General features: G+C 41.3%; 14 protein-coding genes. 8 read left to right on the top strand and 6 right to left on the bottom strand.

Annotation, left to right across the window (positions count from 1 at the left end; all coding sequences use genetic code 11):
• Positions 1-73: 73 nt before the first annotated feature.
• The 4 genes from ICL16_RS26965 to ICL16_RS26950 all read right to left on the bottom strand — a co-directional run bounded on the left by ICL16_RS26965 (position 74) and on the right by ICL16_RS26950 (position 4840).
• On the bottom strand, positions 74-2560 hold the full coding sequence (locus ICL16_RS26965) for a fimbria/pilus outer membrane usher protein (protein WP_337907129.1): 2487 nt from the start codon (positions 2558-2560) through the stop codon (positions 74-76).
• Between the two features lie 83 nt (positions 2561-2643).
• Positions 2644-3405, bottom strand: a complete 762-nt coding sequence (locus ICL16_RS26960) for a fimbrial biogenesis chaperone (protein WP_190834222.1) — start codon at positions 3403-3405, stop codon at positions 2644-2646.
• A gap of 299 nt (positions 3406-3704) precedes the next feature.
• Positions 3705-4163: a hypothetical protein gene (locus tag ICL16_RS26955; protein WP_190834220.1), complete on the bottom strand. Its 459-nt coding sequence runs from the start codon at positions 4161-4163 to the stop codon at positions 3705-3707.
• Between the two features lie 173 nt (positions 4164-4336).
• Positions 4337-4840 (bottom strand): hypothetical protein, encoded by a 504-nt coding sequence (locus ICL16_RS26950; RefSeq protein ID WP_190834218.1) that lies wholly within the window; start codon positions 4838-4840, stop codon positions 4337-4339.
• Positions 4841-5493: 653 nt separating this feature from the next.
• Between ICL16_RS26950 and ICL16_RS26945 the strand changes: the two genes are divergently transcribed.
• The 3 genes from ICL16_RS26945 (at position 5494) to ICL16_RS46935 (ending at position 6386) form a co-directional block, all read left to right on the top strand.
• A complete protein-coding gene (locus tag ICL16_RS26945; protein ID WP_475579820.1) occupies positions 5494-5820 on the top strand; it encodes a hypothetical protein in 327 nt (108 codons plus the stop codon).
• 253 nt (positions 5821-6073) lie between these two features.
• The gene (locus tag ICL16_RS26940) at positions 6074-6223 is read left to right on the top strand and encodes a hypothetical protein (protein WP_238360973.1); all 150 of its coding nucleotides are present in this window, start codon (positions 6074-6076) and stop codon (positions 6221-6223) included.
• A gap of 37 nt (positions 6224-6260) precedes the next feature.
• Positions 6261-6386 (top strand): hypothetical protein, encoded by a 126-nt coding sequence (locus ICL16_RS46935; RefSeq protein WP_273039542.1) that lies wholly within the window; start codon positions 6261-6263, stop codon positions 6384-6386.
• A gap of 8 nt (positions 6387-6394) precedes the next feature.
• Here ICL16_RS46935 and ICL16_RS26935 read toward each other — a convergent pair whose 3' ends face one another.
• Entirely contained in the window at positions 6395-7216 is an 822-nt protein-coding gene (locus ICL16_RS26935; RefSeq protein WP_190834215.1) for an Rpn family recombination-promoting nuclease/putative transposase, read from the bottom strand.
• A 380-nt stretch (positions 7217-7596) separates the two neighbouring features.
• Between ICL16_RS26935 and tsaB the strand changes: the two genes are divergently transcribed.
• The 5 genes from tsaB to ICL16_RS26910 all read left to right on the top strand — a co-directional run bounded on the left by tsaB (position 7597) and on the right by ICL16_RS26910 (position 13491).
• On the top strand, positions 7597-8286 hold the full coding sequence (gene tsaB, locus ICL16_RS26930; protein WP_238360972.1) for a tRNA (adenosine(37)-N6)-threonylcarbamoyltransferase complex dimerization subunit type 1 TsaB: 690 nt from the start codon (positions 7597-7599) through the stop codon (positions 8284-8286).
• Between the two features lie 106 nt (positions 8287-8392).
• On the top strand, positions 8393-9799 hold the full coding sequence (locus ICL16_RS26925) for a glyoxal oxidase (protein ID WP_190834213.1): 1407 nt from the start codon (positions 8393-8395) through the stop codon (positions 9797-9799).
• A gap of 84 nt (positions 9800-9883) precedes the next feature.
• On the top strand, positions 9884-10789 hold the full coding sequence (locus ICL16_RS26920; protein ID WP_190834202.1) for a hypothetical protein: 906 nt from the start codon (positions 9884-9886) through the stop codon (positions 10787-10789).
• Positions 10790-11138: 349 nt separating this feature from the next.
• Positions 11139-12545: a galactose oxidase-like domain-containing protein gene (locus tag ICL16_RS26915; protein ID WP_190834199.1), complete on the top strand. Its 1407-nt coding sequence runs from the start codon at positions 11139-11141 to the stop codon at positions 12543-12545.
• 37 nt (positions 12546-12582) lie between these two features.
• Positions 12583-13491: a hypothetical protein gene (locus tag ICL16_RS26910; protein WP_190834197.1), complete on the top strand. Its 909-nt coding sequence runs from the start codon at positions 12583-12585 to the stop codon at positions 13489-13491.
• Between the two features lie 67 nt (positions 13492-13558).
• Here ICL16_RS26910 and ICL16_RS26905 read toward each other — a convergent pair whose 3' ends face one another.
• Positions 13559-14842, bottom strand: coding sequence for an acetylornithine/succinylornithine family transaminase (locus ICL16_RS26905; RefSeq protein ID WP_190834195.1), 1284 nt, complete (start codon positions 14840-14842; stop codon positions 13559-13561).
• Between the last annotated feature and the right edge of the window lie 25 nt (positions 14843-14867).

Below are 14867 nucleotides of genomic sequence, written 5' to 3'. Positions count from 1 at the left end.
ATATAATTAATAACTCATAATTCATAATTAGTACCCCACGCATTCATGTGGGGGCATTAATTGCTGATGCTAGCTAATTTGATGTTGTTTGGGTAGAGAATGTTAAAGTTCCGATATCGTATAGTCCAGCTTGATTGGCAGGAATCTCAAAGCGCACTGCCTGCTGTAAATCACCAAGCAAACGCATTTCATAGTATCCTGGCTTTAACCCTGGTAATGCAAACTTACCTGCTTTATTAGTAAACAGCGTTAATGTTTGCCAATTAGGGTCTGAAAGCGAAATAATCTTACCAGATTGTAGGGCAACTGCTTTACCATCAACTGATACCAACTTACCTTTCAGGAAAACTGTAGCATCTGTACCAACACGAATTAGAGTACCACTTTTATAACTTGGTAAAACTGCATAATATTCTTTGCCTAAATTGTATCCCAAAGGAAGATTCGAGCTATCAATTTTAATATTAGAAACGTTGTATGGTTGAAGATTAGGAATAATTCCTGGACCTAAGCTATCGATGCGTGCATTATAGCCGTTTATAGCTGGGTTAATTCCAATAGTTCGCCCCTCTAAGTTGTGATGAGGAACTACTAACGCAAAACTATTTTCTACAGGACGCGACCATCCAAAATAGCCGTCAGCAAAAACTATAGCTGTACCAAAAGTTAACTTAGTTTTATTACTAATACTGCCATCATCCAAGGTATATAATGCATGAGCAATATCAATGTTGCCCCTATAATTTGTATAAGATAACTGACTAGATACTTGTTGAGTATTAGAGTTTTGTGTAGCATTTACTGAACTTCTAATTCCACCAATAGGTTCTGAAGAATTATAGTTCCAACTAATTTGGTTATCTATTCCATATTTATTGTTAATTTCTGTGTTGGTGCGTAGCGATTGTTGTTGCTGCGTTCTCAACCAAGAAAGGCTGATGTAAACACGTTGCTCATCTTGTCCAGTACTATTAAGACTTTGGCTGATATTAAAATTAATCCCCAAGCCGTTTCTAAAATTTTTTGACAAGCTAAGATTAATTGTACTTCTGTCAGGTGTACTGCCATTTCCAAACTGATATTTGGCACTTAAATTAGCATTAATGTCATTGAATATTTTTTGTCCATAACTAGCAGAAATATCCCAATCATACTTATTTTTATTAGTCTCGTCTCCCCAAGACATAAAATTAGAACCACGATGCTCTATGACAACATTGAATGTACGCTCTGAAGGATTATTATTACCTAATTTTAAATAGTCATAACGCAATTTGACTGCATAATCAGTACCAATATTACTGGTATTACTAAGAGCAGCATCCCAGCCAAAATTCCCTAATGACGTTGCCATAACTCCTTCAATACCTACCATCTGTTGTTTAGCATCGCCTTGTAAATATCCGCCCATCGTCAGATTGTTAGATAAACCCCAACGATGGGATAATGAAAGTGTTGGACGTTGCCAATCATAAGTATAAATTCCATTTTCTATACGAGCAGGGAAACCAAAGCCATAGGCGAATTGTTGTAAACCTGGGGCGAGTAAATCGTTAGCCAGAGCAGTAGAAAAGTTAAGTCGAGAAACACGACCCACATTATCAGTAATTAGCAATTGAACATCGTTAGCACCAACTGCTAGAGGCAGGTCGCGGATATCTTGTTTACCAGCAGGTAATTGTAAGGTATTAACTAAGCGATTGTTAACAAATACTTCAACCTTTGATGGAGTTTCTAAAAAGAATTCAAATTGACTGATAGGTCTTGTTACCCGATATGGTTGTAGCGAAAAGTTTTTCGTCACGGTAATTCCTGCCATTGGTATGCTTCTTTGATAACCAGTAACGGGAGTAGAAACATCACCAAAAACGTAGCGTAGGGAATTAGCGGGATCATCTTTGACTAGGCGCAAATTACCTCGTGTCAAAGGAGCCTTTGCTCCTTCAGTAAAATTACTACTACCTTCTAACACCCAGCCGTTGATGTTCACAGCCCCCTCTACATCTAAGCGCAGTGGTTGGCGTCCTGAAGTTGTCACCTGGTTATCTGACCAAATAAACTCTTGCCCACCACGCAAATTGACATAGCCACTAACTGTACTAGGAGGCAGGGCATTTTCTGCTTCCGGAGGTATGCCTTGCTGTCGGGATTGGTAAATATTTGTCTTTCGCTGTGTCGGTGGTATCTGGATTTGTAACTCTAATGTTCGCTCATTAAAGGCTGCTATTAAACCATTTTTTTGCAACACTTCTAAGGAGAGATTTCCTTCAGTATCAACTACTGTTATCAGTTGTTTTTGAAGATCAGAACGGACATATTTGGCAATTTCTTCTAAGACTGGTGCTGCTTGCAAGCGAACTGCGGGTATACCACCAGGAGACAACACAATGGTAGTCTGACCATTGTGTTGTCCATCAATAAAAAAAGGAACTATTACTGATTGTAGACCAGTCGTTTTTGGTCTGCTAAAGACTTTTTTAAATAGTTCTTCTTTGTTTTCTATAGTGGTAGTTTGTTCTGGTTGAGTTTGTGCTGAAATTGGTGTAGAAAATAATACCACAATACAACACATAGATAAAAATACGTATCTACATTGCATTTTTGAAGAGTTTTGATCTAGAGATTATTAGCTAAATAAGGTTTTTACTTTCCTTGCTCAAAATTAAATGTGGCTGATACTTCACCGACAGGTAAACCAACAGGCCAAGGAATCACAAAGCGACGTTTGTTTCCAGCAAGAATCACAGCATTGTTTATTCCTACTAGTTGTTCAGGGTTAAGATGAACTGTTGTTCCTTGCCCTTGAGCAGTTAGATGTAAGCTGGATTTTTTCAAAATTGCACGAGCATTACCTTGATTGTTTAAGGTAATAGCTAACTCATTGGCACCGTTGTTACCTTTTTGCAGTTTTACGGTATCTACCACCACTTTCTGTTGAACATTTGAGGGACGGATAAAAATAGAACCCATGTAGCGCATTAATATTTTTACTTGACCTACAGGTCTTGTTTGATTGTTTTGATTCGGCTGCAATTCGATTGGCACTTGCTGTGCTATCAGACGATATGCTAGTTCTAATGTTGGTTTGGAATCACCTAACCAAGTTACACGTACAGTTTGTTTTTCACCAGCTTTCAGCAAAATTTGTGGTGGATAAATCAGAAAGTCATCATCAGCATCAGAGTAGCTTTCTCTACCTGTTACATCCATTTGTCGTTTAACCACAGACATTTCCACTGCCAGTGGTTCATTGGCATCGTTGACAATTTCATAGGACTGAGTTGCACCTAAACCACTGGGAGTAAAGACTCTAGACATCGGCAGCAATTTGAATGCTAAAGCGGGTTGTACACCCAAAAGTAATAAGCACCAAGTAAATAGAATATGTCGTAATGAAAATTTCATAGTATTAACGCCTTAATCATAATGAATAGTGCGATCGCACTCTTAAACCAATGAACATTACCATCTGTACTTATCAGGCAGTGTAGTCTTACTCACAACCAAAACTTTCAGTCTAATTGATGTGAATCACATCTGCGATGAACCTGAAAACTGGAAGCTGAAAACTGATACAGCAAATCAGTTAAAAGTTTTTAGTTTATTACTCTACACAAAACTTGCGGGTTTTTAGTGAGCAGAAAATCACTCAAAAAACACGCTTAGTACTGACTATAATCACTCAAAATTAATGAGACAGACCACTAGTTATCAACTACATCTAAATTCAGACTGCTACCGTAATTACCAGGATCTTGCAAGGCTGCTGGTTTGTATTTGATATATAAATCTAGTGAGGCTAAATTTGAGGAGACTGTGTAGTTATTTCCTGATGGAGTGGAGAAAGCAGTCACTCCTGGAGGATTTGAACCCCCAGGAACTGTGGTAACTTGAAAAGGAATCGGAGTTTTCCCGTCCGCTTTTGCTAAATTTCCTGAATTACCTAAACTAACTGTTAAGGTAAAACCATTAGCACCAAATTCAGAGAGCGCTAATGTTGCTACTTTAACGATGTATTCTAAGGTATTACCCTCACCTGCTAGATTCAGATTGCTATTATTACTGTTAGCAGATACCGTAATCGAAGGTTGGGCAACAGCAGGTTGCATATTAGTCAGAAGCAGCAATAAAGAAAGTAACTTTTGTTTAATTACCAGTCTCATAGCCGGGAAGTAAGCCCACCGGGGGTTGGGGAGTGAGATTTTTCGGAAAGTTGCACATTACACCAAGTCATAATAGGGATTACAGTCATGTCATCGTGGTGTTTTGCCAGTTCAGGGTAAGGGCAGCACGGACAACGCTACCCATACCATCATTTCACCAGACAATTATTGTGTTAGGAGTTGTCAGCTACACTTAAGTTAATTGTTCCAGTGTAATTGCCTGGGTCTTGAAGAGCGGCTGGGGTATATTTGATATATAGAGACTTACCGTTAGTACCAGCACCATTAGCTACAGAGGTTCCATCAGTTAGGTCAGTACCACTAGCAACAGTGAAATCTCCTGAGGCAGGAGCAGTTGCAGTACCGTCAACCACTTTTACTTGATAGCTGATGGGAGTTGCCGAATCAGGGTTGGCTAAATTTCCTGAGCTAACGGTTAATGTGTAACCTGTAGAGTTGTTGGTATCGATAGCAAGGTCAGCGACTTTTACGATTTTCTCGCCGCTCGTTAGGTTAAGGGTACTAGCTCCAGCGGTAGCGGTAGCTGAAATATTCAGTGTAGAAGCAACTGTACCTGAGATTGGTACAGTTGCGGTGGTGCCTGCAAAAGCAGCAGGTGTAAAGGCAGCGGTAGCACCGAGAACTAAAGCAGAAACAAAAGCTAAATGTAGTTTCATAACAATCTTTTCTGAAAAAATTAAAAGTGGACTTCTCGCCTAGTAGGTAGTTCCTTTTATGATTAGTTCCTTCTAGCGAATAAATTTATTATTCAGGTTTTAAATAAAAAAGTAATCGAGGAAACTGACGAATTTTATTGCTGATTAATTTGATAGTATTTACTGTTGTTTCTATTTTGAATGAGGGAAAAAATACTTAGCTGCTACTCTATAACCTCCGTAGGGTTGAGGAAAGGTATAGAGTGGAGATGCAAAGGTTAATTAAGTAGCTTATTCAAACACTTAACACAATTTGGCTTATTTTAGAAAGTATCAGTGCGACACGCTAAAATAAAGTTTCTGTTACTGCTTGTTTGGCTCTTAGTGGATGAATTTTCATGCCAGCAAATTTACCTAAAGCTGTGAGAGGCTTCTTATGTACAATTGCTAATCCCATTTGTATAGCTACAGATTATTTGACTGCAGCGACCTAGCGTCAAATTCTGCAACAGCAACCTTTTTGCCTCTCCTATCGAGATGCAGCCGATCGCCAGTGGAACTATACTGTACTACATGCCAAGATCACTTTCCGCGAAAAGCGACAGTATTTAGATTGCTGGTGTGAAGAATCAGAAGGAAATCAAGACTTACCAGCATTAATTCACAACTGGAGTTTGCGACTAGATAGAATTACAGAAGCATCTGTAGCTTCTATCGACAGAAAGTGGAAAAATGACTTAGACAAAATTGAAGTTGTGCTGCATCTCCAAGGTGGACTAGCTTTTAGTTACGAACGCAAACCTGATGATAGTGACGTAATTTGGTTAGACACCGAACCACCAATTAGGCAAGTTAAGCGCATGGTATCAAATACCTTTTGGCTCATGAGAGAAATCTTACCTTATAGATCGCAGTGCCAAGTCATCTCCCCCGAAGGTGTGCGCACGCGCCTGAAGCAAGAGTTAAATTCCTGGCGTGAACTTTATAATCTTGCCGATTAGCCCTCTCCTCCTCCCCTCCTCGTTCCCAGCCTCCCGCTCTCCTCGTTCCCAGCCTCCGGCTGGGAATGCATTCCCATAGGCTCTGCCTATGCCATACTTCAGGAGGCACAACAATCAATTACGCATTCCCAAGCTAATATAAGATAAAAGTTGCCAACCTACCCTAATTTTTGATTTTTTATGGAAAACTCGTTTACTGCTGTATTTGAAAAAGTAGATAATTGGTATATTGGTTACGTCCAAGAATTGCCTGGTGCAAACATCCAAGAGAAAACGCGCTTCTTCAGCGAGAGTTAGTTTGCACGAAGCGATCGAGCTAATTTTAATAGCAAATCGAGAACTTGCAGAGCAACAACTTTTTGGCAAAGAAGTCATTCGTGAAAGAATCACAGTTAAAATCTAGTGACAAGACGTGAATTGATTCGTTATCACAGAAGAAAATGGCTGTTTGTTTCTCGGGAAAGTGGAAGACACTAAATCCAATGGAATTAGCTGAGTTAGATGTTTACGAGCAATTAGAATATATGATGATTTTATTAAAAGCACGAGCTTTCAAACGCGATTAGTTAAAGTGTTAGGATTCGCCACTTTGTTCCTCGTTAGCATTAGCTTTAGCAGCTACCAATCGAACTAACTCAACATCTAACCCCAACGCCTCAGCTATTTGTTCGACAGTCGCACCTAAACTCAACATAAAAGGAACTGCTGACAATTTACCTTCTAGTTTTCCTTCTGTTTTACCTTCTTGCTTGGCTTCTTGATAAACTTTAGTTTGTTTTAACTCCCTAAATCCAAACATTTGCTCAATCTCCTCTCGACTTTTCAAAGGGAATTTATAGACAATAATCGTTTCTATCAATTCGAGAAATTCCCGTTGGGTAATTTCTGAGACTATTTGTTGTCTGGCGAGGTTGATTAACTCGCTGGCTTTTGTGAGTGCACTCTCCGAAGGCTCTATTACTAATTTAACAGTCTCAATACCAATCGACTGTTCTGCTGTGGAGCCCAATTCATCCAAATATATGCGCGTGACTCGTTCAGATGAGAGTAATTCTATATACCGTTCTGTTTCTCCTATATCAATACTGCGACTTGGATAAACTACCACTCCACGCCAATTGTTGGTAAGTTTGGTTTTATCAAGGTAAAGAAAGATTTCCGTAAACAAGCGAGAGTAGAATTTTTTATCGGGTTGAAATTGGACTTCGACGAAGTAGATGGGGGATGATGCATTACTTTTGGGGAGAAATACGCCATCAATGCGGAAAGCGAGTTGTTTGACTTCGACGGATGAAAATTGGTAGGTGTCGGCGGTTTCTGGGGGTTGGTTGATAAGTTCAAAGAAGATGCTGGGGAAGCTTTGGAATAGGCGATAGAATATAGTGTCTGTTTTCACGCTAGTTGATGCTGGGTTGGTGGCGTAACTTTTGATTTTACCGGAGTGCTTGGTGGTTGTGGAAGGGTGAGATTTGAGTAGGTGAAGAGATTGTCATTTATTCGCCAGTGAAAGAATATTCTCAGTTTTATGAGAAGTCATTTACTAATTTCCGTTTGATTGGCAAGCTGCTTGAGGATGGCATCTTGACGAGGTTCTAAATAAATATGTTTACGTATTTTTATGGTCATTTTTAGTATATGATATTACTAGAATTAATAGATATTATTGGCAAGCGATCGCACTCTCAGTCAAAATACCATTACTGCAAATATTATTTCTGCTCAAAAAACAGTGCTACAGTTGATTTTGAGAAAGGCTTGACTGCTAATTGATTTGTAATGCAACTAGATTTGAACACCCAGCTAGAACATCTCGAACCAACAAAATATGGATTGGCGCTACATACCACAACTCCAGAGTTGGGCTTAGCAATGAGTAATTTTGCTCTTGACACACGTTCTAATGTGTGGAATTTAGAGCGTGAATTATCCACCCGGATGCATCAATATATAGTTGAATTTATCAAACCGCAAACTTGGGCAGACTTAGCATTCATTGCTGTAGCAAAGGGACCAGGTGGTTTTACTGGTACTAGAATTGGTGTTGTCACTGCCCGTACATTGGGACAACAATTAAATATTCCTGTATTTGCTATTTCCACATTAGCAGCAGTGGCATGGTCAAAAGAAGGCAGAGGGCAGAAGGCAGAAGGCAGAAGTAATGAAGTTTCTTGTATTGCCGTACAAATGCCAGCACAAAGGGGGCAAGTTTATGGTGCTATCTATCAACCCACCCCAGATATTTCTGAACTTAAAGTTTTATTACCAGATACTGTGTTCACTCCAGTTGCATGGCAGGAAAAACTTGCTAGCTGGAACACCAGTTATCAACTCATTGAAGCAAAATCTGAGTTAGCAGCGACGGTAACAAGCATATTGCAACTGGCATACTTAGAGTGGCAACAAGGGAAACGTCCTAATTGGGCAGAAGCATTACCCTTTTATGGGCAACATCCCGTAGAGATGTAGAAATAAATTTTAACTTTAGCAGAGAAAAAAAAGTTATAAGTTTGAATTCATACGCTGAAGCTAATCAGCGTTAACTGTTTTAATTTTTGCAAACAACTTTTCTAAAATGCCTTGGCAATTATTGTCCTACAACTGTCCGATTAATCCTGTCCATGCTGCTTTACTACACACGGGCAAGGTCTTGTTCTTCACAGGTTCGGGTAACGATCCGAACAACTTTGGCAATTCGGCTGCGGGTGCTGCTTTGTGGAATGTGAATAATGGTACCTTCACTCGTCCGTCGATCCCACTTGATAGTGCCGGAAACGTAATTGATATTTTCTGCGCAGGTCAGTCGTTCAGACCTAATGGTAGATTGTTGGCTGCAGGTGGCACTATACAGTATGACCCATTCTATGGAGAGACAGCCACCTTCGTATTTGACCCCATCACTGAGACATGGACTGAGGTGGCATCAATGAATAGGGGTCGTTGGTATCCTACTGTATTAACTTTGGGTAGCGGGAGAATTTTTGCGATTTCGGGTTTGGATGTAAATGGCAACCTGGACAGAAACCCAGAAGTTTTTACAGGCAGCAGTTGGAGCATTTTTTCCCAACAAACCAGTCCTGTTCCAATGTATGCCCACCTTTTTCTGCTCAGTAGTGGCAAAATTTTCTATTCGGGTGCCCAATTAGGCGGGAACAATGGTGTATCGCCACGCATCTTCACCTTGCCGGGAAGGTTCAATCGAGCGATCGCTGAACAGCCTGTTTCTGGATTGCAAAATTCAGATTATGGGAACCAAGCAGCCAGTGTGTTGCTACCACCGGCTCAAGACCAAAAGGTGATGATTATCGGTGGCGGCAATGGTGGTGCAACTACAAGAGTCAATATTGTTGATCTCAAAGTGAGTAACCCCAGTTATACGGCAGCACCCTCTTTAATTAATCCCAGGATGCATCACAATGCAGTCTTGTTGCCCAATCGCACGGTGTTTGTTTGTAATGGTAGTAGAGCAGACGAGGACGTAGCACAATCAACACTGCCTGCTGAAATTTACAACCCGGCAACGAATACCTGGACAGCAGTGGAGACACCAAATATCAACGGTCGTGTTTATCATTCAGTGGCGCTGCTCCTGCCAGATGGCAGAGTTGTTGTAGCTGGCGGAAATCCCAACCGGGGTATTGTTGAATATCGGCTGGAAGTTTATAGTCCGGCATATATGTCACAAACACGACCCGTGATTCAAAGCGCTCCATCTTCCGTCGGATACGGTGGGACAATTACAATCGGGACACCCCAAGCGGGGAACATTAAATGGGTAAATCTGATCAAACCAATGGCAACAACTCATGGCATGGAGACAGAACAACGGCTAGTAGATGTGCCAATTAACTCTAGAACTAGTACTTCTATGAGCGTTACTGTAACGAGTAACCGGAACCTAGCACCTCCTGGCTATTACATGCTGTCTATTACTGACAACAATAACGTTCCCTCAGTGGCACGTTGGATTCAATTAGCATAGTTGACTCATGGCTAATAGAAGACTGGTAAAAAAACAGCACTTACTTTTTTTCCTGACAAAATGTAGTAATTTCAAGAATTAAATATGAAACTGAAGTTAACACGCAGACAGTTTGGGCAGGTTGCGGCGGCAACAACTGTCGCTGCTGCTGTAGGAACCCTCATAAACAGAACTGTTGCACAGACGCCACCAGTAGTCATATTAGGTGTTTCTGATTCTGTACCCAGCACCGATGACTCGCTCACTCCCGAAGTAGATAGTACAGAAGATATTGACGAAATCGCCAACATCACAGTTACATCGATTCTCCGACCAATTGTCGTGCAGTCATTAGTCTTAGCGACTGGAGTAAAGACGACTACACTGACTACCGCACCTATTCTAGAACCTGGTGAACAACTGAGCGGTTTTGCTGCCTTAAAAGATGGTACACTTGTAGTGTCTACTAATACTTTCGGTAAGAACGCCGTTCAACCCACTCGTCTGATCATTCTAGGTGCTTCTCCAAGAACCGTGACTGTTTCCGAAATTAAACGGCAAGAAGCGCTGCTCAGCCTGCTGACACGGAGAGATGGCTCCTTGGGTGGTATAGTCGGCAAAAAAAATGGCACGCCTCCCCTCACTATAGTGACGATTAACCTCCAGAACGGCGAGATTACAGAGGAAAATAAACTGCCTGGAAACCTGCGGGTTACTAGTGCTGCTGAATGTCCGGATGGCAATCTCTATGGAATCGTTACTGAGCGTAGAGGCGAAACTAATTTGGAGTTGATTGATAAGGGCAAGGGGCAAACAACGCCATTAAGCTTTAACAGTCAACCTTGGAATAGTGGTTTCAGTGGCTTGGTTTGCTCGTCATCGAACCAATTAATTGCTCTAGGTGCGCGTAGATATGAGTCACCTAAATACCTACACACCATTGATAAAAATTCTGGAGTGATAACTCGGCTCACAGACTTTGATGTTGCCACGATTGCAATTCAAATCTAATTTGATTTTTGAAATACTCTTAGGGTGGGTAATGCCTACCCTACAGATCAAGAATATGTTGGGGATATTTTGCGGCGATCGCCTTTACACTTCCATTACTTTGCTACAATAATCTTCTATTAGTAAAACAATTTTTGTTTTTTAATTTTTATTTTGCTGAATTGCAGTTAAGTAGTCTAATCTTACACTATTTATAAAGCAAAATTGATTTAAATTTTAAATTACTAATTTGTAGCTAAATGTATTTCATTAAGCTTGCTTAATAATTGGCATTCGTCTTATTTAAAAGGTAGCTAAGTAACAGCATAGTTATCTTAGTTTTTTTATTTTAGCACAAAAAAATAAATCAATGCCTTGGCAAGTATTGCCCTATAACTGTCCGATTAATCCTGTCCATGCTGCTTTACTACGCACGGGCAAAGTGTTGTTCTTCTCTGGTTCTGGTAACGATCCGAAGAACATAGCCAACGCTCCTCTGGGCGCAGCTTTGTGGGATGTGAGTAACGGAACCTTCTCTCGTCCAAGAATTCCTCTAGATAGTACAGGAGAGCCTATTGATGTTTTCTGTGCGGGTCAGGCTTTTCGACCAAATGGTAGGCTACTAGTTGCAGGCGGCACTGTACAGTATGACCCATTTTTTGGAGAGACAGCTACTTTCGTATTTGCTCCAACTAGCGAGACATGGATACAGGTGGCATCAATGAATAGAGGGCGTTGGTATCCAACTCTCGTGACGTTGGGCAGTGGTAGAATTTTTGCTTTGTCTGGATTGGATCAAAGTAGCAACCTCGACAGAAACCCAGAAATTTTTACTGGTGATGATTGGAGCATTTTTTCACAATCAACCAGTCCTATTGCACTTTACGCCCATCTTTTCCTACTCAACAATGGCAGACTTTTCTATTCTGGCGCCCAATTTAGCGGCAACAATGGTGTATCGCCACGCATTCTGACTATCCCAGACAGATTCAATCAAAGTATTACAGAACAGCCCATATCTGGATTGGAAAATCCAAATTTTTGCGACCAAGCAGCAAGTTTGTTACTACCACCAGCGCAAGACCAAAAAGTGATGATTATCGGTGGTGGCAATGGTAGTGCCACCACAAGAGTTAATATTGTTGATCTCAACGCTCCTAGTCCGATTTATACAGCAGCACCCTCTTTAAATAATCCCAGGATGCATCACAATGCAGTAATATTGCCAGATCGCACGGTGTTTGTTTGTAACGGCAGCAGAGCGGACGAGGACGTAGCACAGTCATTGATACCCGCAGAGATTTATAATCCACAGACGAATACCTGGACACAAGTTGAGACACCAAATGTTAGGGGTCGTGTGTATCATTCAGTAGCAGTGCTTCTACCAGATGGCAGTGTCGCTACAGCCGGAGGAAATCCAGAGCGTGGCATTGTAGAACAGCGCTTAGAAATTTACCGTCCGGCGTATATGTCGCAACCTCGACCAGTAATTCAAAGTGCTCCCGGATTTAGTGGATACGGCAGTACAATCATAATTCGCACCCCCCAAGCAGAAAATATCAAATGGGTAAATATAACTAGACCAATGGCAACAACTCATGGTTTGGACACAGAACAAAGGCTAGTAAATGTGCCAATTAGCTTTAGAACTAACAATACTCTCACCGTCACGATTCCAAATAATCGCAACCTAGCCCCACCAGGGTATTACATGTTATCCATTACTAACAATAATAACGTTCCATCAGTAGCAAGTTGGATTCAATTAGGGTAACCGAATCAGTTCACACTAATTTTGGGAATCAAATATTATGAACATGAAGCTAACACGTAGACAGTTTGGGCAGATGGCGATCGCCACTACCACAGTAGCTGCACTAGGAACTCTCTTCGGTAGAACTTTTGCACAAACGCCTGATTTAGTCATCTTAGGTATACGCAGTTCTATAGCTACTACCAATGACTCAATCACTACTGAAGTAGATAGCACCGCTAATATTAACGAAATCAATAGCACAACAGCTACATCTGTTACCCAATCAATCGTTGAGCAGTCAGTCAATCTGGAAACAGGTCGGGTTAATAGCGTACTAACGACTCCGCCTGTTCTAGTGTCCGGTGAGCAACTGAGCGGTTTCACTACCTTAAGAAATGGCACACTTATAGCAGCAGTTACTAATATCAGTAATAGAGGGGAACAACCCACTCGTTTGATCACTCTAGGTGCGTCGCCAATAACCTTAACCATCTTAGGAATTGAAAGGCAGGAGACGCTGCTGAGCCTAGTACCCCGCATAGATGGCGGACTCAGTGGTATAGTTAGTTACAGGAACGGTATGCCTCCCTTTACTCTCGTCAATATTAATCTCCAGACTGGTGAGATTACAAATAGGGTCATACTATCTGAAAACCAACGGATTAATAATTTGGTTGAATGCCCGAATGGTAATTTGTATAGAATTGATGTCGGGCAACGAGGCGAAACTAATTTGGTCTTAATTGATAATAGCGGCAATCAACAAACAACGCCATTAATCTTTAACGGTCAACCTTGGAATAGTGGCTTCAGTAGCTTGGTTTGCTCCGCATCAAACCAATTAATTGCTCTGGGTGCGCGTAGATATGAGTCACCTAAATACATACACACCATTGATAAAGACTCTGGAGTGATAACTCGGCTCACAGACTTCGACGTTGCCAAGATTGCGATTCAAATTTAGTTGTTAATTGTTAATGGTTAATAGCAATCAACAATTAACCATTAACAATTCTTCTGTTCTTTAATGCCTACGTTGCAGTTGTTGCAATTAGTTTGTCAACAATTTGCAGTGCAGTATTTACTTCTGCCTCACTAACAATTAGAGGTGGTACAAACCGGAGGACTTTTGGTCCTGCTGGAGCTATTAGTAAGCCTTCATCAATAGCGGCTTTGACGACATCAACAGCATTGAGTGGAGAATCTGCTTGTAACTCCATACCGTTGATTAAACCCCAACCACGTACATCAGCAATATGTTGGGGATATTTTACGGCGAGCGCATTCAAACCAGCTCGCAATTGTTCTCCCCTTGCTTGTACATTCTGCAAAATATTGTCCCTTTCCAAAGTTTGGCAAACAGTCAGGGCAACTGCACAAGCAAAAGGATTTCCACCAAAAGTACTGGCATGATCCCCAGGCTTAAGCACATCGCAGAAAGATTTGCACATCATTGCGCCGATAGGGATACCACCGCCCAAGCCTTTCGCACTGGTAAAGACATCAGGCTCAACCCCCAAATGTTCGTAACCCCATAAATTGCCACTACGCCCTACACCAACTTGTACTTCATCAAAAATTAACAGAATACCTGTTTCATTACAAATTTGCCGTAACTGTTGGAAGTAGCTAATATCACCAGGACGAACACCGCCTTCTCCCTGTAGTGGCTCTAGCATAATTGCAGCTACGCGGTAATCACCTTCATCCAACTCGCTAATTGCTGCTTCCACCGCGCCGATATCGTTGTAAGGTACGTAGTGGAAACCGGGCATCAAGGGATCAAAGTTTTTTTGATACTTGGGTTGCCCTGTGGCGGTAATCGTTGCTAAAGTCCTACCGTGGAAACTCGCATGTGCCGTTAAAATAATCGGTTTTTCAATTTCCAACACTGTATGTGCGTATTTTCGCGCAAGTTTAATTGCGCCTTCGTTTGCTTCGGCACCTGAGTTGCAAAAGAATACACGGTCAGCGCAGGAATGTTGCACGATCCAATTAGCTAACTCTCCCTGTTCGGGGATGTAGTAAAAATTAGAAACGTGGTGTAATTTTTTAATTTGATTTGTTACCGTTTCTACCATCGCTGGGTGGGCGTGTCCCAGGGTACAAGTAGCTATTCCTGCCACAAAGTCTAGATATTCCCGCCCCTGTGTATCCCAAACGCGGCATCCCTCACCTTTTTCTAGAGCGATCGCAAATCGCCCATAGGTTGTCATTACAGCTTGATCGAAACGATCTGTATCAAAGGCGCTAGATGAGGTAAAACCTAACTGTGGGTCTATTGTCGTTTGTCCAACTAGTGTTTGTATGCTCACTACCTAACTGCTCCACAAAACTATA

The organism is Iningainema tapete BLCC-T55 (genome assembly GCF_014698965.1).
Taxonomy (GTDB): Bacteria; Cyanobacteriota; Cyanobacteriia; order Cyanobacteriales; family Nostocaceae; genus Iningainema; species Iningainema tapete.
The sequence above is the reverse complement of the archived record's forward strand: the minus strand, read 5'-3'. Positions and strand labels throughout refer to the sequence as shown.